The organism is Clostridium sp. 1001271st1 H5, from assembly GCF_005845215.1.
Classification (GTDB): domain Bacteria; phylum Bacillota; class Clostridia; order Lachnospirales; family Lachnospiraceae; genus Enterocloster.
Genome location: NZ_SPHO01000009.1, coordinates 193953 through 219368 on the forward strand (window position 1 = coordinate 193953; position 25416 = coordinate 219368).

26 protein-coding genes are annotated in these 25416 nt (G+C 46.2%); 3 read left to right on the forward strand and 23 right to left on the reverse strand.

From position 1 onward, the window contains the following. Nucleotides 1-6 precede the first annotated feature (6 nt). The 12 genes from recQ to FGS84_RS15570 form a co-directional block, all read right to left on the reverse strand. On the reverse strand, nucleotides 7-2499 hold the full coding sequence (gene recQ / locus FGS84_RS15515) for a DNA helicase RecQ (RefSeq protein ID WP_138309445.1): 2493 nt from the start codon (nucleotides 2497-2499) through the stop codon (nucleotides 7-9). A 282-nt stretch (nucleotides 2500-2781) separates the two neighbouring features. Beyond that, complete coding sequence (gene otnK / locus FGS84_RS15520; protein ID WP_243129989.1) at nucleotides 2782-4053, reverse strand: 3-oxo-tetronate kinase; 1272 nt, start codon at nucleotides 4051-4053, stop codon at nucleotides 2782-2784. Continuing rightward, complete coding sequence (locus FGS84_RS15525) at nucleotides 4053-4424, reverse strand: cupin domain-containing protein (RefSeq protein WP_138309446.1); 372 nt, start codon at nucleotides 4422-4424, stop codon at nucleotides 4053-4055. The genes otnK and FGS84_RS15525 overlap by 1 nt, the downstream gene beginning before the upstream one ends. A gap of 33 nt (nucleotides 4425-4457) precedes the next feature. Beyond that, nucleotides 4458-5366 (reverse strand): alpha/beta hydrolase, encoded by a 909-nt coding sequence (locus FGS84_RS15530; protein WP_138309447.1) that lies wholly within the window; start codon nucleotides 5364-5366, stop codon nucleotides 4458-4460. Then, a complete protein-coding gene (locus FGS84_RS15535) occupies nucleotides 5296-6399 on the reverse strand; it encodes an isocitrate/isopropylmalate family dehydrogenase (RefSeq protein WP_138309448.1) in 1104 nt (367 codons plus the stop codon). The genes FGS84_RS15530 and FGS84_RS15535 overlap by 71 nt, the downstream gene beginning before the upstream one ends. 19 nt (nucleotides 6400-6418) lie before the next feature. Then, the gene (locus tag FGS84_RS15540) at nucleotides 6419-7729 is read right to left on the reverse strand and encodes a TRAP transporter large permease (protein WP_138309449.1); all 1311 of its coding nucleotides are present in this window, start codon (nucleotides 7727-7729) and stop codon (nucleotides 6419-6421) included. Further along, nucleotides 7719-8216: a TRAP transporter small permease gene (locus tag FGS84_RS15545; RefSeq protein ID WP_138309450.1), complete on the reverse strand. Its 498-nt coding sequence runs from the start codon at nucleotides 8214-8216 to the stop codon at nucleotides 7719-7721. Before FGS84_RS15545 ends, FGS84_RS15540 begins: the two co-directional genes overlap by 11 nt. 15 nt (nucleotides 8217-8231) lie before the next feature. Next, entirely contained in the window at nucleotides 8232-9320 is a 1089-nt protein-coding gene (locus FGS84_RS15550; RefSeq protein WP_171042646.1) for a DctP family TRAP transporter solute-binding subunit, read from the reverse strand. Nucleotides 9321-9665: 345 nt separating this feature from the next. Beyond that, complete coding sequence (locus tag FGS84_RS15555) at nucleotides 9666-10553, reverse strand: MurR/RpiR family transcriptional regulator (protein ID WP_138309452.1); 888 nt, start codon at nucleotides 10551-10553, stop codon at nucleotides 9666-9668. 162 nt (nucleotides 10554-10715) lie between these two features. Next, a complete protein-coding gene (locus FGS84_RS15560; RefSeq protein ID WP_138309453.1) occupies nucleotides 10716-11897 on the reverse strand; it encodes a MalY/PatB family protein in 1182 nt (393 codons plus the stop codon). A gap of 1 nt (nucleotide 11898) precedes the next feature. Continuing rightward, on the reverse strand, nucleotides 11899-12753 hold the full coding sequence (locus FGS84_RS15565) for a DUF3737 family protein (RefSeq protein ID WP_138309454.1): 855 nt from the start codon (nucleotides 12751-12753) through the stop codon (nucleotides 11899-11901). A gap of 1 nt (nucleotide 12754) precedes the next feature. Further along, nucleotides 12755-13072, reverse strand: a complete 318-nt coding sequence (locus tag FGS84_RS15570; RefSeq protein ID WP_319638385.1) for a hypothetical protein — start codon at nucleotides 13070-13072, stop codon at nucleotides 12755-12757. Nucleotides 13073-13340: 268 nt separating this feature from the next. Here FGS84_RS15570 and FGS84_RS15575 point away from each other — a divergent pair, with 268 nt between their 5' ends. Both FGS84_RS15575 and FGS84_RS15580 read left to right on the forward strand, forming a co-directional pair. Beyond that, nucleotides 13341-14396 carry an alpha/beta hydrolase gene (locus FGS84_RS15575; protein ID WP_138309455.1) on the forward strand — a complete coding sequence of 352 codons (1056 nt, stop codon included), beginning with the start codon at nucleotides 13341-13343 and terminating at the stop codon, nucleotides 14394-14396. A gap of 220 nt (nucleotides 14397-14616) precedes the next feature. Next, complete coding sequence (locus FGS84_RS15580) at nucleotides 14617-15504, forward strand: LysR family transcriptional regulator (protein WP_138309456.1); 888 nt, start codon at nucleotides 14617-14619, stop codon at nucleotides 15502-15504. 22 nt (nucleotides 15505-15526) lie between these two features. Here FGS84_RS15580 and FGS84_RS15585 read toward each other — a convergent pair whose 3' ends face one another. The 4 genes from FGS84_RS15585 to FGS84_RS15600 form a co-directional block, all read right to left on the reverse strand. After that, on the reverse strand, nucleotides 15527-15751 hold the full coding sequence (locus FGS84_RS15585) for a hypothetical protein (RefSeq protein ID WP_207671127.1): 225 nt from the start codon (nucleotides 15749-15751) through the stop codon (nucleotides 15527-15529). 50 nt (nucleotides 15752-15801) lie between these two features. Then, nucleotides 15802-16653: an aldo/keto reductase gene (locus FGS84_RS15590; protein ID WP_138309458.1), complete on the reverse strand. Its 852-nt coding sequence runs from the start codon at nucleotides 16651-16653 to the stop codon at nucleotides 15802-15804. Between the two features lie 142 nt (nucleotides 16654-16795). After that, nucleotides 16796-17383 (reverse strand): cyclophilin-like fold protein, encoded by a 588-nt coding sequence (locus tag FGS84_RS31550; protein ID WP_227146648.1) that lies wholly within the window; start codon nucleotides 17381-17383, stop codon nucleotides 16796-16798. Next, a complete protein-coding gene (locus FGS84_RS15600; RefSeq protein WP_138309459.1) occupies nucleotides 17380-17649 on the reverse strand; it encodes a hypothetical protein in 270 nt (89 codons plus the stop codon). The genes FGS84_RS31550 and FGS84_RS15600 overlap by 4 nt, the downstream gene beginning before the upstream one ends. 176 nt (nucleotides 17650-17825) lie before the next feature. Here FGS84_RS15600 and FGS84_RS15605 point away from each other — a divergent pair, with 176 nt between their 5' ends. Then, nucleotides 17826-18710, forward strand: a complete 885-nt coding sequence (locus FGS84_RS15605; RefSeq protein ID WP_138309460.1) for a LysR family transcriptional regulator — start codon at nucleotides 17826-17828, stop codon at nucleotides 18708-18710. A gap of 106 nt (nucleotides 18711-18816) precedes the next feature. Here the strand turns inward: FGS84_RS15605 and FGS84_RS15610 are convergent, their stop codons facing one another. The 7 genes from FGS84_RS15610 to FGS84_RS15640 all read right to left on the reverse strand — a co-directional run bounded on the left by FGS84_RS15610 (nucleotide 18817) and on the right by FGS84_RS15640 (nucleotide 25406). Next, nucleotides 18817-19842, reverse strand: coding sequence for an ABC transporter permease (locus tag FGS84_RS15610; RefSeq protein ID WP_138309509.1), 1026 nt, complete (start codon nucleotides 19840-19842; stop codon nucleotides 18817-18819). 26 nt (nucleotides 19843-19868) lie between these two features. Further along, a complete protein-coding gene (locus FGS84_RS15615) occupies nucleotides 19869-21416 on the reverse strand; it encodes a sugar ABC transporter ATP-binding protein (protein WP_138309461.1) in 1548 nt (515 codons plus the stop codon). After that, nucleotides 21413-22048 (reverse strand): DUF2291 domain-containing protein, encoded by a 636-nt coding sequence (locus tag FGS84_RS15620; protein ID WP_138309462.1) that lies wholly within the window; start codon nucleotides 22046-22048, stop codon nucleotides 21413-21415. Before FGS84_RS15620 ends, FGS84_RS15615 begins: the two co-directional genes overlap by 4 nt. Nucleotides 22049-22146: 98 nt before the next feature. Further along, nucleotides 22147-23211: a D-ribose ABC transporter substrate-binding protein gene (locus tag FGS84_RS15625; protein ID WP_138309463.1), complete on the reverse strand. Its 1065-nt coding sequence runs from the start codon at nucleotides 23209-23211 to the stop codon at nucleotides 22147-22149. 62 nt (nucleotides 23212-23273) lie between these two features. Next, nucleotides 23274-23678, reverse strand: a complete 405-nt coding sequence (locus FGS84_RS15630) for a cupin domain-containing protein (protein WP_138309464.1) — start codon at nucleotides 23676-23678, stop codon at nucleotides 23274-23276. A 3-nt stretch (nucleotides 23679-23681) separates the two neighbouring features. After that, complete coding sequence (locus tag FGS84_RS15635) at nucleotides 23682-24155, reverse strand: cupin domain-containing protein (protein ID WP_138309465.1); 474 nt, start codon at nucleotides 24153-24155, stop codon at nucleotides 23682-23684. 183 nt (nucleotides 24156-24338) lie between these two features. After that, the gene (locus tag FGS84_RS15640) at nucleotides 24339-25406 is read right to left on the reverse strand and encodes a LacI family DNA-binding transcriptional regulator (RefSeq protein WP_138309466.1); all 1068 of its coding nucleotides are present in this window, start codon (nucleotides 25404-25406) and stop codon (nucleotides 24339-24341) included. Nucleotides 25407-25416: the final 10 nt, after the last annotated feature.

The window sequence follows — 25416 nt, forward strand, 5'->3', positions numbered from 1 at the left end:
TAACAATCATTTTTTTCCCGATAACCATTCTACAATTTTACGCTGTGCATTCTCTCTGTAAAAAAACACCTCGTATTCATTTCCTTTCTCGCTCAGCCGTTTCTCTGCCTCGATTCCGAATTCCCAGCCCCTGTCCGTCAGTCTTTTGCGGGGTATTCCGTTCACATGATATTCCTCAAAGTCCCCGTCTTCCATTAATTTCTGTTCAACCGACTTTATGGTCAGGCGCTTCATTGAGTCACCATCCCTCAGACTGTTAATCTGAGAAATAAAATCACTTAAGGATATCCGTTCTGAGTACGGGACCCGGGCTGCCAGTTCCCCGGTCATGGTAAAATCCGCCTTGCTTTTACCGGTCCTTTTCTTCTTGACCGTATTTATCTCTGCCGGCGCTTCCCCGGTCCGTTCATGTTCCTGGCCCCCATTTTCCCAAGCGGTCAGTGCTGTTTCCAATGACCAGTCATCAAATTCATCACCATCGCTGGTAAAATACAAATCATCGCCTTCAAAAAACATCTCATCTTCTATATGGTTGTTTTCCATATGATTTGCACGATTGCTCTTTTCGGCATGCTTCTTATCTTTATGACTGTTTTCAGCCCCTATTTTATCCATCTCCGCCTGCACGCAGGCCAAAAAACGCTCCCCATACTTTTCATACTTAAATTCTCCCACGCCTGAAACATTCAGCATTTCCGCTTTCGTAGCCGGCTTCACAATGCACATATGCGTCAATGTCTTATCTGAGAATACGATGTATGGCGGTACCTTTTCTTCCTTTGCAATCTCTGTACGGACAGCGCGCAGCTTTTCAAACAGCGTCTCGTCTGCTTCCGTAAACTCTGTTCCACCCAGTCCGGACAGACCCGCTGCCCCGGCAGAAAGCCCCTTCCTGCCCTTTCTTCCTTTTCCTGTACTTCCATCAGCCACTTTGGCAGGATGCTCTGCCTCCCTGGCCATCTTCATGGCAACCGGCTCGCCGTCTTCCAGAACCCCCTTTGACCTTCCGGTCAATCTCACAATCGCATACTCATCGTTTGTCACTGCCAGATATCCGCTCAGCATCAGATGGTTCATGACCTGGCGCAGCTTATAGGCGGGTACCTTTGACAGTTCTCCGTAATGAGGGTTCTCATCCATCCTGTAATTGCGTATCTTGACTGTATTGGCGCCGTGGACCGTATCAATAATCACATTAATACCATATCTCTGCCTGCAGCTCTCCACGCATCCCATCAGTATCCGCGAGATATCCGTCACATCCACTGTCTCAAACTGACTCAGGCAGTTGGAGCAGTTCCCGCAGTAATTGCTTCCATATTCCCCAAAATATCTCAGTATGTAATCCCGCAGGCATTCATTTGTAAAACAGTAAAATGTCATTTTCCGCAGGCGTTCCCGGTCCCGCTCCATAACGATTTCCCGGGTTATGGGGTCTAGTGCCTCGTTGTCCTGGTTATGGTCGATAAAGAACTGATTGGTCACAACATCCTGGCCGCCATACAAAAGGATGCACTCCGACGGCTCGCCATCCCTTCCTGCCCTGCCTGCTTCCTGGTAATATGATTCCATATTCTTCGGCATATTATAATGCACCACAAATCTGACATTGGACTTGTCTATTCCCATGCCAAAGGCATTGGTGGCAACCATGATTTGGGCACGGTCATAGATAAAATCCTCCTGGTTATGCCTGCGCTCACTGTCGCTTAAGCCCGCGTGATACCGTGTAACGGAAAATCCCTCCCTTATCAGCTGTCCGCAGATTTCCTCCACCACTTTTCTGGTCAGGCAGTATATGATGCCGCTTTCTCCCTTATGGCGTTCCAGGTAATTTACCATGGTTGCATATTTATCCTTAGGGGACTGTACGCCAAAGTAGAGATTGGGGCGGTTAAAGCCAGTGGTCATAACCTGTGGATTCCTGAGCATGAGGATATCAATGATGTCATCCCGCACTTCCGCTGTGGCAGTGGCTGTAAATGCGCTTACAACAGGCCTGGCCGGAAGCTGGTTGATGAAATCCACTATTTTCAGATAACTGGGCCTGAAATCCTGGCCCCACTGGGATACACAATGGGCCTCGTCCACAGCTACCATGGATATCTTCACCTGGCTGCTCAGGGCAAACCGGAGGAAATCCTCAGACATCAGACGCTCAGGCGCAACGTAGATAATCGGATATCTGCCTGCCCTGGCCAGGTCCAATACCTTATAATACTGCGCCGCGGTCAGTGAACTGTTAATATAGGCAGCCAGGATTCCCACCTGGTTTAAATTGCTTACCTGGTCCTTCATCAGGGAAATAAGCGGTGAAATAACCAGGGTGATTCCCTCCATCATAAGGGCCGGGATTTGATAACACAGGGATTTTCCTGCCCCTGTGGGCATGACCCCCAATACGTCCCTTCCCTCCAGAATGCTTTGAATCAGCACATCCTGCCCGTCCCTGAACGTGTCATAGCCAAAATACTGTTTTAATATCTCATACTGCGTCATAATCAAACTCCTCTTTGCTGCTCCGGTATAAAAGGCCGCATCCGTCCCTGTTCCCGGCGTTTAGCGCCAGTCTTATCTTCAGCTGTGCTTTAAAACCATGGAAAAATGGCGAATACGCCCAGCAGCGGACCTGCTGCCTAAAGCAGATTAAACCGATAAAACATTCAGATGTAGTTTATTATAACAAATCCATTCTGATAAAACAATGGTGAATTGCAAACATCCTCTGACTGTAGGCCAGAAGATGTTTGTCACATTCAATATATGTATTGCAGCTTTTAGTCATGTTACACGTTTATTATCATCTTTCTCTAAAACTCTAATCGCTCTCTCAAAAAAATCAATCTGTCCAAAATTTCCCGACTTAAGTACGAGACGTATATGTGCATCCTCCCTCGGAACCATGACCGGAACTCCCGGCGCAATGCTTTCCCCTATAAAATAAGAATGATAACCCAGGGCTTTTGTCACTGCTCCGGAGGTTTCCCCTCCAGCTACAATTATCCTGCCCCTGCCTGACCGGACCGCATATACAGCAATCCGGGCTGTCAGTGTTTCCAATATGGAAGATACTCTTTCGTTTCCGTATTGCTGGGACTCTCTAACCTTTTCAGCAGAGGCCGAACTGTATATCAACACTTGATTCTCACTATGGGCATCCATAAATTCATACACATCATCTATTTTCTGTATTCCCTCCAATAAAGACTGTGGTTTTATCTGATACGAAATGCCGCCATTCTTTTGATAATAATCAATCTGTCCAAGTGTGGCTTTGGAACAGCTTCCCGCCAGAATAACCGTTTTTCCATAAGAGGCCTGAATACAGTATGCATTATTCCTTTTCCCGTACATCTGTACATATATATCAGCTAATGCAGAAATCAGCCCTGACCCTCCTGTCAGAATCCGGAGCTTTCCATACTGTTTTGCAATTTCCTCCCCATGCTCTGATTTATAATAATCCGGAATCAGATAGAAATGCTGCTCCCCAGTTTTAAAAGGAAGATACCCATTCTGTACCTGCCCAATGGATATGGGATATGCTTTATAGCGGCTTTGGGCCTCCATCAATATCTGAATCCTGTCGTCCCACATGGGTGTCAATGGATGATTTCTCATGGAACTCCTATGCAAGGGGACTCCATCTATTAATAGACGTCCTTCCCTTACCGTTCTTCCGTTCACTGGCAAGGCAGGACACAGGACCGTATACGCTTCATCAAATTCTTCCAAAAGAGCGTCTGCTGTTGGCCCTATGTTGCCATTTGGTGTGGAATCAAAGGTAGAACAGTATTTCAGATATATTTGCTGAGCGCCCATTTCTTTCAGCCATCGTGCAGCTTCAAGCGTTTCTTTAACAGCCTCATCCCTTGGCGCAGTCCGCGTCTTTAAAGCAATTACAGCTGCCTGTGGCATTTCTTTAAGACTCTTTTCTGGTATTCCTGTAAACAGCATGGTCCACATACCGGCTGCTGCCAGAAATGAGGCTGCATCACCAGCACCAGTAAAATCATCTGCTATACATCCAAACAGCAAGTTCTTTTCAGACACTATACACCATCCTCTTCCTTTGAATCCATCTTTATGACAAGCGCCAGATAGACCATCTCAATACTGCCCGTGTTTATGACTTCGTGGCACCCGCCTTCAAAACAAATGCTCACATCTCCTGCAGATACCGCATATTCCGCTTTTTCTTCCCTGACCATACCGCTGCCGCCCAGAAAACAACACACCTCCATACTCTCCTGGTGCCTGTGTTTTCCAACAGAAGCCCCTGGCGGCAGGCATCCCACAGCAAACACAGCTGCCTTATCTCCCATTTCTGATGGCTCAGCAATATGAAGCAATCTGAATTCACCTGCGCCTCCCTTCATCCCCGGTATCACCTGACATCTGCGTTCCTCTCTTTTGCGAAGCAAGAATCTATTCCCCCTATCCCAATAATAACACCTTTATTGCAAATGCCCCTCAAATACTAATACTCTCTCATTAAATAATTCACTGTCTTTTAAAAACAAAAGGTGACCGCCGATGTCATGAAGGTATATTTCTCTATAAACACCTTTCGGTATGTCTGATGCATAGTGAACCGAAGCACACTCCCTGCCTTTTGTATTAACCATACTATCTGCACCGAACAAAACAACCGGAAGATATATCTGCCTCAACATCTCTCTGCCGTCTGTATGGGCAAATTCAGTCCATATGGAAAATGCTATCCACGGAGGTGTCTTCATATGTTCGCACATCATCCACTCCAATTCCTCCGAATGTTTGTCAAAAAAGAGCATCCGTCCGGCAAATTCTCTGCAATATTTTACATAATCGCAATATGCCCCCGTCATCACATCATTTGCCTTATCCATGTTATAGCCATTCAATATATGCATGTTCCATGGACCGTCATCACACGGGGTCAATGTTGGGTCTATAAGGCCTAGTCCCCGAATATGTGTGTCTCCATATAACAGATGATACTGCAGCACTACCGATGCTCCAAGGCTCCATCCTGCTAACAGTGCATCCTGCACCTCCAGGACATCCAACAGCTCCTTTATATCCATGGCATAACGTCTGATACTGTGTCCGCTCAGAATCTTGGATGAACTTCCATGTCCCCTGAAATCCACCAGAATCAGCCGGTTATTACGGGACAGCCCCTCTATATTCCTGTAAAAGAATTTAGAACTGCACAGATAACCATGCAGGAGCACAATAGGCCTTCCCTGACCATATTCCTCGTAATAAATCACCGCATCATCTGAAGTCCGGAAAAAATTATTCCTGCTTCTAATCATCACCCTCTCCCTTCCCAGTTTCCAGCTGACCGTATATCTCCCGCATGATATCCGAAAGTCCATTTTCTCCCCCAAGTTCCCATGGAATCAGCCGGCCGCCGGCATATGCCCGTCTAACTGCTGCTACAATTTCATCAGACACCTGGTGAAGACGTTCCTCGTGAAACTGGTCAGCCAGATAATCCAACATCATGGTCCCGGACAAAAGCATCCCTGTAGGGTTCGCCTTTCCCAGCCCTGCAATATCCGGTGCCGAACCGTGGCAAGGCTGAAATACTGCATTCTCGTCTCCAATCTCACCAGAAGGTGCCATACCCATACCTCCCATCAGAGCTGCGGCCATATCTGAAAGAATATCCCCGCACAAATTTTCCGTTGGGCAGACATCAAATATCCACGGATTACGCATCAGGTTCATAGCCGCCGCATCAACATACATATGATTGCTGTCCACATCCGGATATTTAGCTTTTTGCTCTTCGAAAACCTGATGGAAAAAATACATGGATGAAAGGACATTTGCTTTATCAATACAGGTTACCTTTCCCTGTTTTCCCTCCTGTTTCCGCTTTTGTGCCAACTTGAAGCTGTAGTCAAACAATTTTTCAGATATATCACGGCTGACCTTCATAATATTATACGCCTCACGTTCACTGTCAATCTGCGACTTTCTGGGATATGCAAATATGCCTTCAATGGATTCACGCACAATAACAAAATCCAAATTCTGGGCACGTATATCCTTAAGAGGGAGCGGAAGACCTTTCATGGAAATACAAGGTCTCACTCCAGCATAGAGTTTAAGTCTCTTGCGCAGGTCATGCTGCGGCCCTATCTCTGTCCCGTCGGGATACCTGACATCCGGCAGCCCCATTGCAGCCAGATAAATTGCGTCTGCCTTTGCAGCTTCCCTAAAGTTTTCTTCCGGAAATGACTCGCCAGTTCTGCGGTAAAGTCCGGCGCCAGCCTCCAAATACTGGAATTCCAGTTTGATGCCTTTTTCTGCAACTGCCTGACGCAGCAGTTCTGCACATGGTGCGGTTATCTCCTGCCCTATGCCATCGCCTGGCAAAACTGCTATGTGAAATGAATTCATTTTATTTCCTCCTCAAATTCTATGAAATACCCATAAGTCTCGGGAACCACATAATGATGTCGGGTGCATAGGTCAGCAGCAGCAACACAGCCATCTCCGCTGCCAGATAGGGAATGATTCGTTTGCTGACATTAATGATACTGACTCCGGATATCTCACTGGCTACAAACAGGTTAACTGCCATAGGAGGCGTAATCATACCAATAGACGTGTTAATTACAATAATGATTCCAAGCGCAATTGCCGGCAAACCTAACTCCGTTGCCAGTGGCAGCAGAATAGGCGTAATTAGCAGAATGATGGCCTGTGTTTCCAAAAAGCAGCCTAAAAACAAGAGCACAAGATTCATCATAAATAAAATTAAAAGTTTGCTGTGGAATAATGCCAGAATGGTACTGGCTATCCTGCCAGGCAGACCAGCACTGGTCATTACCCAGGAAAATGGTGACGATACACTGCACACCAGCAATACCAATGCAGTACTTACTGCCGACTTTCCCAGTATTTCCCTCATATCTGAAAACCTTAGTTCTTTGTATACAAAAACACTAATAATAACTGCATAAAGACATGAGACTGCCGCTGCCTCTGTAGGTGTAAAAATACCTCCATAAATCCCCCCAAGTATGATACCTGGCATGAGAAGTGCCCAGACAGCTTCCGTTATCTTTCTCCCCATGCTTTCATTCGTTTCCCCGGATACTGCTTCATCCTGTGAGTCCGCCGGCTCACATTGCTTTTCATATTTTGAACACAATAATATATGTACAATAATAATAGCCACAGCCAGCATAATTCCAGGTACAAAACCAGCCATGAACATAGCACCAGTTGAAACGGAAGCCGTCACCGAATATGTAACCATGGGAATGCTTGGGGGAATTACCACCCCCAGCGTTCCAGATGAAGCGGCAATTGCTCCCGCCCGGTCTGCGGGATATCCTTTCCGTTTCATCTCCGGAATCATGATTCCGCCTATAGCGGCCACAGTTGCGGGATTGGAACCGGATATGGCTCCGAAAAATGCAGAACACACAGTGGTCACGCAGGCCATTGCAGCCGGTATTTTCTTAAGAAGTACGGTTCCCAGACGAATCAGCCGTTTGGATATTCCTCCTCTCTCCATCAAATTTCCTGCCAGAACAAAAAATGGAACTGCCAGAAATGGGAATGTATCGAGCGAGGTAAACATCCTCTGCGGTATAACCATAAGTGCTGTATTCGGGTCGTTTACTGCCAAAGCTATAATAACAGCCATTCCCACTGAAATAGCGATAGGAACTCCCAACAACAGCAAAATAATCAAAATGCCAAACAGACTAATCAGCATTGGTTCTCTCCTCTCTTCCGCCTTTGGATATCATTTTTCTGACTGCGGCAACCGCTGTCCAGATAAATGACAGAACCATACCCGTAGGTATTGCTCCATAAGCAAGATACATGGGAATTTTCAGTGAAGGGGAGGTCTGGCTCATGCGTATCTGTACTCTCATGATTTTAGCTGCCTGGTATGCAATGAAGCCGAAAAAGGCAAGCTCCACACATACCTGAATATAATAAACAATGGTCTTTCCTCCAGGCGGCAGTTTTTCCACCAGAACATCCACATTATAATGCGCCTGCCGCTTTACTCCTATAACAGTTCCGAGAAATACAATCCAAATAAAAATATACCTTGAAAGTTCCTCTGCCCACGGGGTGCTGTACCATTTCGTATATCTTCCAAACGTCGCAAATAGCACAATGGTGCACATGACAGGAAGCAATACTGTTATCAGGTTTAATTCAAAATCATATATGATTTTTTTCAGCTTCATGGCGTTGCCTCCAAACTACTGTCCGATAATGGAATTCAGATATTCCTGATTGATACGGTCCTTAAAATAATCATAGGTAGGAGCGCATGCCTTCTGCCATTCTGTCTTATCAACATCATTAATTAATGCTCCCTCGTTCTCCATCTCTGCCCGCAGCGTCTCATCAAGCCCTGCGCTGTAATCCCTTTCCCATTCCCTGCTCTCTTTCTCTGCCTTTATAATTGCCTCCTGGATATCTGCATCCAATCCTACAAACAGGTCCTGATTTATCATCAAAACAGCCGCAGAGTAAAAATGGCCAGTCATGGCTATATGATTATTAACCTCATATATTTTATAATTTGCTATGTTCACCAGCGCATTTTCATGTCCATCCATCACTTTTTGCTGCAGTGCGCTGTAAACCTCACTCCAGGCCATGGGGGAAGGATTCGCCCCAAGAAGTTCAAATGTTTTCATGTGTACCTCATTTTCCATGGTTCTTATTTTAAACCCCTTTAAATCCTCCGGATGTACAATCTCAAAATTGCTGGTAATATTGCGGAAACCATTTTCCCAGAATCCCAATGCATGTATTCCTTTTGGCTCCAGTGTGTCAAGAATCTGCCGCCCATACTGACCATCTAGAAATATAGTTGCCTTATCCCTGGACTCAAACAAAAATGGAAGGTCCAATATCATGAAATCCTCAGAAATGCTGGGAAGCGGTCCTGTAGAAGTCAGACACATTTCAATGCTTCCCATGGCAACTCCCTCCACCATATCCCGCTCATCTCCCAATTGGCCGCTGGGGAATACCTGAATATCAACTTTCCCGTTTGAATACGTTTCAGCCAGTTCCTCAAAATGATACAAGCCTTTTGCATAATTACTATCTTCTGCTCCTGTGCATCCTACACGCAGAACAACAGCCTCACTGCTGCGCTCTGCCCCTTGTTCGGGTGCTGATAATGCCGTTGTACCGGACTGAGCCGTTGTATCAGACTGATTTCCTGTCTTTTCCTGTAATGGGGTATCCTTTGTTCCTCCATTACTACATCCGGCCAAAGAAAACACCATTGAAGAAATCAATAAAACTGCTGTCGTCCTCATTTTTCTGTTCATAAAATCCCTCCTTTTAGACATTTAAATATTGTTAATCCGTCCCCATTATCTGCCTATTATTTTATTAATTCCCCCCGCATACACATCGTTCAAAAAACAGCGACACTACTTGCATACAGTTCGAATTTGTTTGTACAATTGAAGCATACATTCTTTTTGTTATGATGTAAATCAAAAGATGTCCTTTTCAAAAACCTTTTTTTATTTATTTTCTGTTTTCTGTAAAAATTTACTGTTGTCAGAAATATGTTTAAATTGAGGTAATAAAACAAAAAAATCAGCCTCCAGTTTTATACAAAATATTCACTGGTCAAGCTGATTCTAATTCTGTTTTTAATATATAACCTATTTTAGCCGTTTGCTGGTAATCGCAAATTTCAAGTCCGCCAATCTTGGGTCATTCATTTCCACCATATGGTTCACAATTCCAGTCTGCAATGTCCCAATTATTGCAATCTCGCAAATTCTGGCCACATGAAGATACTGTAAATCGTCATGAATCTTACAACTATAAGAAAGAACTATATCTGCTGCTTTTGCAAACCGAGAATTTGGGAATGCTGTAACCGCAATAACAGCGGCCTTGTTTTTTCTTGCGAATCGCATGGCTGTCAATCCCCCTTCTGCTGCTCCGCTATAACTCATGCAGATAACCACATCCTTTGAAGTCAAATGGGAAGTTGACATAATCATTAAGGAAGCATCCGTAAAACAGTTGCTGGTTACACCTATCTGCAAAAATAGATGGTAGCCCAGCTGAGCCGAGGAACCGGTTCCTCCCTCAGCGTAAAAATAAACTTTTTCTGCCCTCACTATAAGAGAAATCGCCTGTCTCAGCCTGCTCTCATCTAATAGTAACATAGTGTCGGTCAAAGCATCCACATTATATTTAAGCAGCTTATGGATACTGTCAGAAAGTGTGTCATCCCGGCCAATCAACACATTTTCATCAGATGGAAGTATTAAATCGTTTTCCATATAAAATTTAAGTTCACTAAATCCTTTATAACGCAAAGCCTGACAGAAACGGGTTAACGTGGCCGGAGTGGTGCCAATTTTTCTTGCGAGAACCGTGATGGAACTTTGCAGTACCACACTTTTATTGTTCAAAATGTAATTAGCAATCTTCTTTTGATTCTTTGATAATGCATGGTATGACTCCCGTATCCTGGAATCATAACTTTGCATTCCAGTTTCGTTGTCCAAACCTGATTTTTTCATCTTATCATCCATACCAGTCTCTTTTCCAACGGTTCACAAAGGTATCAAAATAATTATATTGTATTCAAAGACATTTCGCAATCGTAATAAGAACTTTATCTGCTTCTGTTCATACCCCAACACTCGGCTAAGCCAAGTCAGCCTCCACGCCATCCTTCCGCTGTGCCGGGCCGTTCAGCACCTCCGGGCCATATACTGCCTGTATGCCTCCATACCCTTTTTCAGCCGTTTCATTCCATCCTCCGCCCTAGCCCTGGGACAGGCAATATTCATGCGGAGGAATTGGCTTCCATGGCCTCCGTACGCAGCCCCTGCCGACAGATAGAGTCCTGCCTCTCTGCGCAGAAAATAACATAATTCCGTGGTATCCCCCGTGATTTTACTGCAGTCCAGCCAAAGAAGATAGGTTGCCCGGGCCCGGACCAGCCTTATATCGGTCAACTCCTGTTCCAGAAATCCAAGGACCATTTTCCGGTTCTCTGCCAGATAGCATCTGAGCGCGTCCAGCCATGCCTCTCCCCGGGTAAAGGCAGCAATAGCGGCATCCACGGCAAAGGCATTGGGCTCCGCCACCTCATCTGTATTCAGCGCCCTGTCCATCTTATGCCTTAGGGTTTCATCGGGCACAACCACTGCCGCTGTCTGCAATCCGGCCAGATTAAATGCCTTTGTGGGGGCGATGCATGTAACACTGTTTCCGGCACATTCCTCTGATACTGAGGCAAAGGGTATGTACTGGTATCCCGGCTCTGTTAAATCACAGTGGATTTCATCAGAAATCACCGTGACGTGGTTTGCTGCGCATAGTTCTCCGATACGGCCCAGTTCCTCCCTGGTCCATATGGTTCCCGTGGGATTGTGTGGGTTGCAGAGAATCATCATGGTTGTCTGAGGGTCCTTAAGCTTTGTTTCCAGGTCCCTCCAGTCTATCCTGTAGCTCTCATTTTCATACAGGAGCCGGTTTTCCACCACATTGCGGCCATTGTTCCGGATGGAATGAAAGAAAATGTTGTAAACCGGGGTCTGCACCAGTACATTTTCACCGGCTGTGGTCAGCTTGCGGACCGCGCTTGATATGGCCGGAACCACGCCGGTGCAGAACATGAGCCAGTCCTTCTCCATTGCAAATCCGTGACGGCGTTCCCACCAGCCGGTTATGGCTGTCCTCCATTCATCCGGCACTATGGTATATCCAAAAATCCCATGCTCTGCCCGCCGCTTAAGAGCCTCTGTTATTTCCGGCGCTGTCTCAAAATCCATATCAGCCACCCACATGGGCAGCTCATGCAGGGCAGCATCCCATTTCAGGGAATAGCTGCCGCGGCGGTCTGTCATTCTGTCAAAATCATAGTTCATCCTACACTGCCTCCTTAAGCGTCTGAGTCTGAATGACGGTTTTCGTCACATCCACCTTATCAGCCTCCATTATCAGCTCCTTAATATTACCGGCCTGTATTTTTCCTCCCATGGGGTTTAATACACTGTCAATGGTATTGCTCACCCGGACATCCACAGTGGAGTATTCAAAGGCCAGCGTGGTATTCAGCAGACGGCAGTTCTTCATCACCAGGTTATCAATATAGCACATGCCCTGATTGCTCTCAATGGTGCAGTTGATAAGGGTGAGGTTTTTTGCATTCCAGCCTAAATATTCACCGGATATAAAGGAGTCATAGACCGTTACATTCTCGCTGTTCCAGAATGCATCCTTGGACAGCATTCTGGCATTGTGGATTTCCACATTTTTCACCCCGTCAAAGGAATAATTTCCTGTCAGCCGGAACCCGTCAATCACCATGTTGCTGCTGTTCATGGCAAAATAATCACCTTTCGCAATGACATGGTTCATTTCAACCCGGTCGCAGTTCCACAGGGTCTCGCCTGCGTTCGGCATGGTTACCCCGGAAAGCTTGATGCCGTTAGTCCTTCGGAATGTTTTAGGAGCATCAATGGTACAATTTTTCATGGAAATATTTTCAGTGTACCAGATTCCGGCGCGTCCCATCTCAAACAGCACGCAGTCCTCCATCTGAATGTCACGGCTGTACCACAGCGGATACTTCCATTTGAACATGCTGCCGTACAATTCAATATTGCGGCTCTCTTTTAATGGGGATTCCCCATCTGCAAAGGTTGTATCGTAAATTTTCAAATCGCTCCCCTGGAATAATGCTCTCTCCCCTGTTAAAAATTTCTGTGTAATTACCCTCATTTTACCGTTCCTTTCTTTCAATACCATTCTGAACCGGCTGACATTCCAGACAGCCGGTTCCTGTCCTTGTTGCTCTGTCTTTTTCCTTGTTACTCTGTCTTTTCATGTGGTAAACCAGATAGTCCAGACAGTCGATTTTCTTCTCATTTTCATGAACCTCATTCAGCAGGGACTTTCTGTGTGTTTCCAGCAGTTTAAACTGTTTTTGCTTTTCTCCTGCCGCTTCCAGCTCCATGAACTGTTCCACGGTCGTTCCATCACATCCTGCATCCTTCAGATTCCGGACCAGGGTATTGATTTTGCCTTTGTCATCTGCCATAACCTCACCTCTCTTACATTCATTATAGGTTACAGCATATGGAATATCAAATGCCTATATTAAATATTATTTTATGCTTATAAGGCATGGATAACCAAGCATTTTAACCCTTTTAATCCGCTTGGATAATCCGCTTTATTATCATTCTTTTTAGTTATGTCTGCATATTCAAAATAACTATTTGCTATTTTACTTCAAATCCGATAGGATACATTTGAAACGGTCATGACCTTCCTATCAACCAAACCATATGAGGAGGAATACACAAATGGATGCAGTGAAAAAATCCGTTACTGTTTTATTGACTTTTACAATGGCTGCCTTCTGTACAGCCTGCACTTCAAAAACAAATCCCCCAGCCTCCGGCACAGCCGCGCAGAATGAACGTGAAGATTACTATATTTTTGACTTAAATGAAGGAATTACAAGAACCGCTGTCGCATATACCAACCGTTACGGTATAACACTGTCCGGTGATTTGTACACTGCCAGGGATTTAGATACATCCCAATCCTACCCGGCCCTTGTAATCGGACCGCCCTATGGCGGCGTGAAAGAACAAGCCCCCGGTGTATATGCAAATGAACTTGCCGGACGCGGATTTGTTGTGTTGGCCTTTGACCCCTCTTTCAACGGCGAGAGCGGCGGTGAACCCAGGCATGTATCCTCTCCCGATATCTTTACGGAGGATTTCAGCGCCGGGGTGGACTTTCTGGGTACCCTTCCCTATGTGAACCGTGAAAAAATCGGTGCTGTCGGCATCTGCGGCAGCGGCGGCTTTGCCCTGAGTGCGGCCCAGACCGACACCCGCATCAAAGCAGTTGCCACTGCCAGCCTGGTAGACATCAGCAGTGCCGGCGCCGGACTTGATACAGCCTCCTGGAGCGCCATGGCAGACTCCTATTCACAGCAGCGGTGGGCGGATGTTGACAGCGGTGTTCCCCAATATATTCCTACTTTTCCGGAGGAAACAGCTGATTCCATCCCCGTGGGCATGGAGGGAATGGATGCAGAGTTCTACAGTTTCTATGGATTGAAACGGGGACATCATCCGCGCGCAAGAGCTAATTTCACCACTACCAGTTCCGGTGCTTTTATGAATTATCAGCTGCTAAATCATGTTGATATGATTTCCCCGCGTCCTGTTTTGCTGATTGCGGGTGAGAAAGCAATGACGCGCCCTTTAAGTGAAGCAGTCTTTGAGGCAGCCGGAAACGCAAAGGAATTTTATGTGGTTCCTGACGCCAACCATGTAGACCTCTACGATGATACCTCCAAAATCCCCTTTGACAAGCTGGAGGAATTTTTTAAAGAAAACATCTGACGGGAAGCAATCTTCAAACACACGCCAATACTTCAACCAGCCGGAAACCATAGTAGCAGTATCCGTAATTTCAGTATTACTCATATCAGATGCTTATATAGTGCAATCTTCCATACTTGACAGGCATATGAGAACAAACCTATAATAAAGGGGATAACATGTACCGCACATAAGAGACCGGAATACGGTCTCTATGTGCCCATAGCAAGGAGGTCCCACCTTGGACATTCGGGTCTTACGTTACTTTCTGGCTGTTACCAGAGAGGAAAGCATATCAGGAGCAGCGGAAGCTCTCCATATGACACAGCCCACGCTTTCCCGGCAGCTGATGGATTTGGAGGAGGAAATAGGCAAAAAACTGTTAATACGCGGAAACCGCAGAATTTCCCTCACCGAGGAGGGAATGCTCCTGCGCAAGCGGGCAACGGAGATTGTGGATTTGGTAGATAAGACGGAGGCGGAGCTTACAGCGCCGGATGAAGTCATCAGCGGTGATATTTACATTGGAGGCGGTGAAACCGACGCCATGCGTCTCATTGCCAGAATCGCCACGGATTTACAGAAGTCCTTCCCCCATATCCGCTATCACCTGTACAGCGGAAATGCAGACGATGTAACAGAGCGGCTGGATAAGGGGCTTCTGGACTTCGGTATTCTCATTGAACCGGCTGACATGAAAAAATATGATTATATTCGCCTGCCCGCCACCGATATCTGGGGGCTTCTGATGCCAAAGGACTGCCCTCTGGCATCCCGCACCGTCATCCGGCCATCGGATGTTTTGGACCTTCCCATCATCACCTCCAATCAGACCATGGTGAGCAATGAGTTCTCCGGCTGGCTGGGTAAGGACTTTGAAAAGCTGAACATCGTTGCCAGCTACAATCTGGTATACAATGCAGCCCTTATGGCGGAGGAAGGGCTGGGCTATGTCCTGACGCTTGACAGACTGGTGAATACCTCTGAAAACAGCCGCCTGTGCTTTCGTCCGTTATCCCCTAAAATGGAGGTCCACCTGGATATGGTGTGGAAAAAGTATCAGCTATTTTCCAGGGCTGCAGATTGTTTTCTGAGCAAGGCCCAGGAAATCTTTTATGGCAGCCTGTAGCATATTGTTTTTGCTGCCTGCGTCAATCCACGGATACCAGTTCATATTTTCTGCTTCCCACTCCCACTCTCCGCATGTTCCAGGGTATGGATTCCAGAAATTTATCCTGAGGCCGTTCCCCCATGAAGTCAGCCATCTTCCCAGTCAGGTTACGCCCCAGAGCCTCATATACCTTTCTCATGCCCTCCGGGCTGATATCCAACGTGATATAAACTTTTGGTTTAGGCCAGCGCTCTTCCACACTCAACGCCGAAAAGACAGGCCTTCACGGCCTGTCTTTCCTGCATAAGGCTGGGTTTACTGTTCAAACCGGATACCGTGGAGCCGGTAAACCTCGTCCAGACTCCGTATCTTGAGAATCAGGCTCTCACCTGTATCCAGATTCCTGATTTTCTCCATATCTTTTTCCGACAGCCTGAAATCATTTATCCTGTAATTCTGTTCAATGCGTTCCCTGTGGACAGACTTTGGTATTGCGATAACTCCTTCCTGTATAAGCCAGCACAGTACTACCTGAGCCGGTGTCTTTCCATAGGCTGTACCGATATCAGACAGAACCTCATGCCTGAATATATTATGATTGCCCTCTGCAAAAGGAGCCCAGGCCATAGTCCTTATACCATATCTCTCCATCATCTTCCGGAGTCCCTTTTGCTGACAGAACGGATGCATTTCCATCTGATTCACAGCCGGTACCATGTCATGGCTCAAAATCAGGTCTGCCAGACGGTCCTCCTGGAAATTGCAGACTCCGATTGCCTTAACCCGTCCCGCACGGTAAAGTTCCTCCATTGCCCGCCAGCTTCCATGGTAATCCCCGTAAGGCATATGGATGAGATATAAATCCAGATAATCCGTCTGCAGATTCTCCAATGTTTTCTCAAAGGATGCCATGGTTCTGTCATAGCCGGCATCCTGAATCCATACCTTCGAGACAAGAAACACTTCATTCCTGGCAATGCCGCTGGCCGCCACCGCCTGTCCCACTGCCCTCTCATTTCCATAACAGGCAGCCGTATCAATCATACGGTATCCTGTTTCCAGCGCACTCAGCACACTTTCCCTGCACTGCTCCTGGCTGGTAATCTGAAACACGCCGAATCCCAACCGGGGCATCTCCGCCCCATGATTCAAATGTATTCTTTCCATCTTCGCACCTCGCCTGTTATTGCTAAATCCGTTACTCCCCATGTTTAGTCCGGTTACTCCTATTCCAATACAGCGAATCCAATCTCGGCTAATCCAATCACAGCTATTCCAATTATAGCGGTCCCAGTCACAACGGTCCCAATCACAGCGGTTCCGCGGCAATCTCAATGGTTCCGCTTAAACTTTCAATTAAATCCTCTCCTGAAACCGCCTCTCCCAGTTCATACAGACTGCTGCCCCTGCCAAAATAGTCATAGAACATGACAACATCTCCCCAAGGTTCATAGTAGGCCAGTGTTCCCTTTTCAGCATCCGCCAGCGGTGTGTTCGCCGTATGAAGCTTTTGGGGAGGATAAAATACCTTCTCATTGGTGCTGAAATTTTCCACTTCCAGTGTCAGAGGAAGCTGCGCATATAAATCCTTTGCTGCCTGGCTGTCGTTCAGCCGGTAGACAATTGTATCCCCATCAGCAGATATGTAAATCATCATTTCCATTTCACCTTTCGTTTCAGTCTCTTCCCGATATTCGTCCGCCGTACCGGCTGTCTCACCTGGTCCATGCGCCTTCACACCCGGATTAACCGGCGCATCTGTCCCCGGCTGAACAGTTTCCCTCACGGCTGTTTCCCCCATGTCTGACAAACCATCGGCAGCCTCAGCCCGGCTTCCGCAGCCCCATGTGGATAAAACCAGCACAAGGGTGCATAAAAATGGTGCTGTTTTTCTCATTTTACTTCACCTGCCTTTTTCTTAAGCAATTCCCTCTGTTCCAATTTCCGGATAATATAGTCAATGCAGTCCACCCTTTTCTGGGTTTCATGTAAATCATTCATCAGGGACTGGCGCTGCCTGCTTAGAAGCCTTATCTGGTCCCTGGTACGGCTCTCCTGTCCATAAGCCAGAAACAGTTCTGTCATCCTGTCATCACACCCGCAGTCCTTAAGACATTGTACTGTCTCTTCTGCACAAACCTGGTATCCAATCATTTTTTTCACCCCTTTTCTGCTTCCTGCTTATATACTATAGCAGCTATTTTAAAATAGCAAATAGTTATATAGAATGAAATATCATAGTTTAAACGCATACTTTATCTGTACGGCATTGACCGCAATGCCTCTTTCCTGTTATGATGGAAGGAATGAAACGTCAACTCCCCAAAAGAGGTAATCCAATGATTGAAACACGACTGCTTTACTACTTTCTGGCCATAGCAAGGGAACAGAGTATCACAAAAGCGGCTGAAACCCTGCATATCACCCAGCCAACCCTATCCAAACAAATGATGGAATTAGAAGCTCAGCTTGGCAGGCAGCTTATAGTACGCGGAAAGAAAAAAGTCACCCTGACGGAAGACGGAGCCTACCTAAGGGGCCAGGCCCAGGAAATGATGAACCTGATGGAAAAAACAGAATCCGCTTTTCACGGAGAGGAAGAATTGGTTACCGGCGACATCTATATGGGATGCGGTGAAACCCCTGCCATGGAATTCATTACACAAATCTTCCGTAAAATCCAGACCGACTATCCGCACATACATTTTCACATCCACAGCGGTGATGCCGACGCAGTGATGGAACGGCTGGACAAGGGACTGCTGGATATAGGGCTGCTGTTAGGGCCCATGCAGCATGAGAAATATGACTATATGAGCTTGGGTAAACGTGATATCTTCGGCCTGCTGATACCGCGGGACTGCCCACTTGCAGAAAAACCTGCAGTCTCATTGGATGATTTGCAGGACATCCCCCTTATCTTTCCGGAACAGACCTACAGCGGCCACCAGCGGCTTGAATGGTTTGGAGCTGACTATGATTCCCTGAATATTGCGGCAACCTACAATCTGATTTACAATGCAACCTTCATGGTAGAGCAGGGAATCGGGTATGCGTTCTGTTTGGGAAATCTGGTAAATACAGAAGGAAACCGCAACCTGACCTTCCGCCCCTTTTCACCGCCCCTGACCGTGGACCTGTTCATTGTAACGAAAAAATACCAGACCTTTTCCCCTGCTGCGAAGGTGTTTTTGAACCGGCTGAGGGAAGAGCTGGGTAAATAAGGATGCCAATGCGTCTGCACTTCTTTTTTTACAACAAAAAACGGGCTGGACAAAACAGCTGATGAATCAGCCGTTCTGCAGCACAGCCCCTTTATCTGTGTATCACTCATGCTTCTGAAGCCTGCATCAAAGCCATCTTTGCATGAAGTCTTGTCTGGAACTGGTCAATGATAACTGCAAGTATGATAATCACACCCTTAATGACCTTCTGCCAGAATTCTGATACACCAATCATAATCATTCCGTCATTGATGACACCTATGACGAATGCTCCTATGATGGTTCCTCCTATGGTCCCGATTCCTCCTGACATGGAGGTCCCTCCCAGAACCACTGCTGATATGGCATTCATCTCCCATCCGTCTCCTGAGGAAGGATTGGCTGCGGTCAGTTGGGCAGTCGTTATAAGACCTACCACCGCTGCACATATGCCGGAAAACATGTACACCATGGTCATTACCCGGTTTACCTTGATTCCCGAGAGTTCTGAAGCTCTGCGGTTACCTCCTACGGAGAATATATGCCAGCCCAGGGGGGTGAACTTCAGAATAAGCATGGCAACAGCAGCTATGGCAAAAAACAGGAACACCACAACAGGAATTCCACCTGCTGAACTTCCAAGACGATTGAAACCTGTATTCCCCAGCACCTGTTCGCCCGCTATATTGGAATAAGTGGCGCCGTTGGTTCGCAGCATTGCCAGTCCTCGGGCAATGTTCATCATTCCAAGAGTAGCAATAAATGGGGCCACATTAAATTTTGTTATGATAGTTCCGTTTATCCACCCTAAAAATCCCCCCAACAGCATTGTAATAAAGATAATGGCCGGCACATCAAAGTACAGAGTCACCCCCAGCGCTTTTACAGGAAGTCCGTCAACGATAAGGCCGCCTGCAATCATACCAACCAACCCCACAATGGCACCCACAGACAGGTCAATACCGCCTGTAATAATAACATAGGTCATCCCCACCCCTATGATGCCGTATAATGCCACATGTTTTACAATTGTGATGATGCTTGAGACGCTCAGAAATGCCGGTGATTTAAAGCCAAAAAATAATATCAGCAAAATAAGCACAAAGAAGGTCCGGCCCCTCAGCAGGTTCATCACCAGTTTATTCTTATTCATCCTATTCATAACATTCACCGTACCTTTCAACCAGAATAATGATGTCCTCTATAAGAAGCCAGGACCAGATTGTCATTTGTGATTTCATCGCCTGTAAATTCTCCCGTCAAAGTTCCGTTGGAAATAACGATTATCCGGTCGGCAATCGCAATTATTTCATTCAGTTCAGAGGATATTACGATAGTGGACAGACCATTTTCAGCCATTCTCTGGACAATTTCAAACACCTCTGTCTTGGCGCCTATATCAATCCCTCTGCTGGGCTCATCTAAAAGGAATATTTTGGGTTCTGTCAGGAGTCCCTTTCCTATCACTACCTTTTGCTGATTGCCTCCTGAAAGAGAGAGAATAGGCAAATTTCTGTCTGAAACCTTAATCCGGATATCCTGAATCTGCCGGTGCACAGCCTCCTGTTCTTTTTTCAAATCTATAAAACCATATTTCCTCAGCCTCTTTACAACTGACAGGGATATATTCCGTCCAATGTCCAATGTCTGCACAAGCCCTTCCCTCTGACGGTCCTCCGGCACAAGCGCAAAACCATTGTTTATCTGGGAGGAAATATCTTTTATATTAAGTATGTTTCCCTCAACTTTTATGGTTCCTGTATGTTCAGGCCGGAGTCCCATAAGACACTCAAAAATCTCAGTCCTTCCAGACCCTAAAAGGCCATATATACCTAAAACTTCTCCTTTTTTCAGTTTGAAAGTAATATCCTTTAGCAGATAACCTCCTCCCTGCTTTGGCAGGGTAAGCCCTTCCACCTCCAATATGTCCTGCGCATTGTCATAGTCCATCCGCCCCGTCTTTCGCTGGTAGCCTTTTTCCTTTCCCGTCATATACCTTATGATTTGTGGTATATCTATTTCATTTAAATCCTTGTGAGCCACCAGTCTGCCATTCCTGAAAATAGTCACATTATCACCAATGCGCATAATTTCTTCCAGACGGTGAGAAATATACACAATCGCAATGCCCGCTTTTAGCAAATCCCTCATAATGTCAAACAGAGCTTCCACCTCCTGGGCACTAAGAGAGGATGTGGGTTCATCCATAATGAGAATCCTCAGATTCTCCTGTGCCAGGTTCCTTGCTATTTCAATCATCTGCTGCTGACCCACGCGCAAATCCCGGACCAGCGTATCTGACTTAATAGGATATTTTAACTGCTCCAGAATCTTCTGCGCCTCGTTCATGTGCTTTCTGTTGTCCAATACCACTCTGGCTCTCGTATGTTCATTATTCATAAAAATGTTTTGATAAACGTTCAGATTCGGAAACAGGCTGAGTTCCTGATGGATGATGGCAATGCCATGGCTTCTGGCATCCGTGGTATCCTTAAACCTCACTTCTTTTCCATCCAGTATGATTGAGCCGGCTGTAGGTGTTTCTATACCTGCTATGATTTTCATCAGGGTTGACTTACCAGCGCCATTTTCACCAATCAGTACATTCACTTTTCCTTTTTCTATGTCAAAAGAAACATTGTCCAGTGCCCTGGTACCCGGATATTCTTTTGTTATATTTTTTGCGCTTAAGATTGTGTCCCCCACGCCCACCGCCTCCTCTGTCATTCTTCCTCCAATAAAACAGGTGTTATCAGCAGCGTATCATCCTTTTCGTAAGTAAAACATCCGTAAAACCCGATTTTCTTTCCCCTGAGATGTTCTATATCAACCGGCTGAACCACGTGCTCCAGGATATATCTGTTAATTTCTTTTGACACCTGGGCAAACTCAATCTGGTCAGCATAATGATTGACATCCAGAAAGCTCAGGTAATCCCGGACGGTTGTCTTTTTAAATACCGGCCCAATCTGGATACATATACATTCCTGACCATCATATCCGTCCAGCTTTACCTCCAGGTATCCGGCTTTCACCTCATCATGGACCTCCTCAACCGTTCCTGTCCCATAAACTGCATAATTCAATTCCCCGCTGTCTCCCATAGTAAAGCGGCCATATTCTCCTGCCAGCTTTTTTAAGTCCCCTTCTGAACGTTTCAGGAAATCCGCCAGTGCAACTGCCTGTTCCTTAACTTCCGGTACTGCCTGCGTATCCCAGAATCCCGGGACATCCAGAGATTCTTCAAACGCTACCTTTCCTGTAAGAGCGTCCTCCTCCCCCATTTTAACTACCTTGACGCATCCGGTAGCTGCCACCATGAAAGAACATAGTATGAAGTAAATATACAGACGTCTCATATCAATCTCCATTCCGCCGCCGATATCCGCGGCACCTGCCTCCTCTATTTCAGGACAGAGGCGCAATTATACGCCTCTGCCATTCTTCCTGTTCTCTTTTACTCCTCTGAATAAACAAACTGCTTTAAGTATTTTGCATTATCAGCTGTTATAGCCCGGCAGTCAATCAATTGTTTTTCCGAATCCAGCCCTGTGCTCCCTGTCTTCAGATAATCATCCAAAATACCGACTGCCTGTTCTGCCATAAGCGCAGCCTGCTGCAGAGCGGTGGCAGTCATATCCCCGGCCATAATGGCGTCCCTGGCCTCATCAGAACCATCTACTGAAATAATAACCGCATCTGTTTTTCCGGCTGCTTTGCAGGCCGCTGCCGCCCCCAATGCCATAGGGTCATTTCCGCATATCACCCCTGAGATATCCGGATGCGCCTGAAGCATGGTTTCCATCTTTTCATAAGCAGTTGTCTGTTCCCAATTTGCAGTCTCCTGAGCAACCATTTCAAGCCCATCATACTGGTCTATTACATCATGGAATCCCTGGGAACGAACGATACATGCTGTCTCTGTTTCCTTGCCCAGAAGTTCAGCGTACTTCCCTTCTTCTCCCATAGCCTCCACAAATACCTCTGCAACAGCCTGGGCCCCCTGGTAGTTATTCGATACAAGCTGGGCAATAGCCACTCCATCTGCCGCCAGCTCCCTGTCAATGATTACGGTGGGCACACCGGCCTCTCCGGCTTTTTTCACAGCTTCCACAGAACCTTCCGCGCCGGCATTATCCAGAATAATACCGGCTGCTTTATCAGCGATGGCTGTTTCTATAATCTCAGACTGTACTGTCAGGTCATCATCATGGGAGACACATTTTACCTGGTATCCAAGTTTTTCAGCCGTTTCCTGAGCTACTCTGGCTTCGGTCTCAAACATGGGAGTAGCATAAGAGGCAGTTATTACATAAATCAAGTTAGAGCCGCTTCCCTTGGCCTGTCCCGTCTCCGATACATTCTCTGTTGTCTCATCTTCCTTTGAATCTCCCTCTGTGACTGCAGGAGCTGCTGACTCTTTCGATGCCCCGGTTGTTTCCTGTACCTGCTTTGCCGCACATCCGGATAAAACAGATGCAAATATAGCCATACTCAATATTACAGATATATGTTTCTTCATATTCTTCTCCTCCTCATTCAGAAGCCGGATTTCTTTGAATCATCCATTTTTCACCAATTACTTTATAACCCCAATGCCACAATGAAAACCACCTTTACCATATCCCCAGTGTAATTAATGCATTTATACCGTGTTTTTTCCGGCAGAAAAACATACTCTTTCTCATGTACTTCATATACGTCATGAACGTCCGGAAGCAGGAAAGTGACACATCCCTTCTCCACATAAAACACCGCATCGCCTTCATGACTGTCATATTCCGTCTGCCGGGGCCCGACACCGCCGGCGGGAATCTGTAATACTCCCATATGCACACAATCGCTGCTGGCCCGGAAACTTAACAGAACAGGGGTCTTATCTCCGCTTACCACTTTCAATGAACTGTCGTCCGTAACCTTTGTAAATTCCCCGGTCCGCCTTGCTTCTTCCCAATCCACGGGAAAAGCGCCTAATTCATGGATTGTCATAGTCTACCTCCCAGCTCTTTCCTTATATTTATACCGCTTCATTTCCTTATCGTAACTGAGGGGCGGGCCATTCTCGTCCCAAATCTTAGGGGCAATTACAAACAATATCAAAACATCTGTATTTGTAAAATTATAGGCTTTATGGGGTGCCCCCTTTGGCATAATAACCGATTCCCCCTGTGAGATTTCCACAACCTGTCCCAGTTCCGGGTTAAACATGGTAACAGACCCCTCCAATATGTAGTAAATCTCATCTCCTGCGTGGACATCCACCGGATTAAAAGTACTTCCTGGTGCCAGCCTGTATTCCCCTACGGTCATGTCTTCTGTACTAGCAATCAGGTAATTCAAATCACTGGATTCCGGGAACTCTTCTGTATAAATGAACAGTTTGAGTTTATCCCTCGTCAGATGAATCGGCCTCTTTTCAGAAGGCCTAAAGGGGAAATTACAGAAATATGGTGCGCGTTCAGACATAAAAATCCTCCCTTCGTAAATTAATTTAATATAATTTATAACTTTATAAATTAATTTTACTAAGGAAGGTCGTATTTGTCAATATTGTATGCTATTTTCTACATTTATATCAATTTGTTGTACATATTTTTGTTCTCAATGACGAGGGGCATGCCTCTAAATGGGTCTTTTTCTAAAATAAATTTATAAAATGTTAGCTACGGATTCCCTCTCCACCAATTCCACACAAACCTCTACTTTTACATAAGACTCAATGTGGTTGGCCATTTGGTCTATCTTATTAACCAAAAGCTCAATGGCCTCTCCGCCAAACCTGGTTCTGGGAATTCTGACAGTGGTAATGGAAGGTTCGGCCAGCATGCAAATTGGCCTGTCGTCAAATCCCACAATGGATATATCCTGTGGTATACGCATACCCGCCGCCTGCATGGCCTTCATGGCGCCATAGGCCACAAGGTCATTTTCAGTAAGAAAAGCTGTGGGAAGCTCAACCCGGCTGTTTAATACATTCTGCATTCCAAGACAAGCCGGCTGTTCAGGATAACCGATATCAAAACAATATCGTTCAGTGCCGGTGATACCAAACTTTGTCAAAGCCCGGAAATAACATTCCCTCCGCTCTGAAAAGCTGACGATATTAACTCCGCTACCCAGATATCCAATCTTTCTATGGCCCTTATCCACCAGTGATTTTACAAGTGCATATGTCCCCTGCTCGTTATTGACAGTGACTGAATTAATGTTCCTGTCCAGATAATAATTATCAAGAAGTACAATGGGAACCCCCAGCTCAAGGAAAGGATTTACGTCATCATCCAGCATCTCCGTAGCAAAAATAACATATCCCTTGCACCCGGCAGCTTTGATATATTCAATCTGGTCATCCATATTCGTTTTTCGTTTAACGTTAATGACAAGCAGCCGGTAACCACGCTGTTTTGCCGTGGACTCTAATCCGTTTAATATGAGAGGAAAAAAGGGGGACTGCTCCATAAGCTCTCCTCCTCTGGTATAAATAATAAAGCCTATGCTCTCCGCCGCCCCCTCCCACTCCTGGATTTTTGCAGCCGTACCTGCCTCATCACCAGTCTCAGGGGGGGCAAACATGTACTGCAGCCCCATCCCGCATATCTTATCCGTCAGTTCTTTTCTGGTTTTCTCGCTCAATCCCGCTTTGCGGTTCAGCACCAGGGATATGGTTGCCTGGGATACTCCCAGCATCTCAGCCAGTTCCTTTGCTCTTATTGCCATTTCTGCCCAC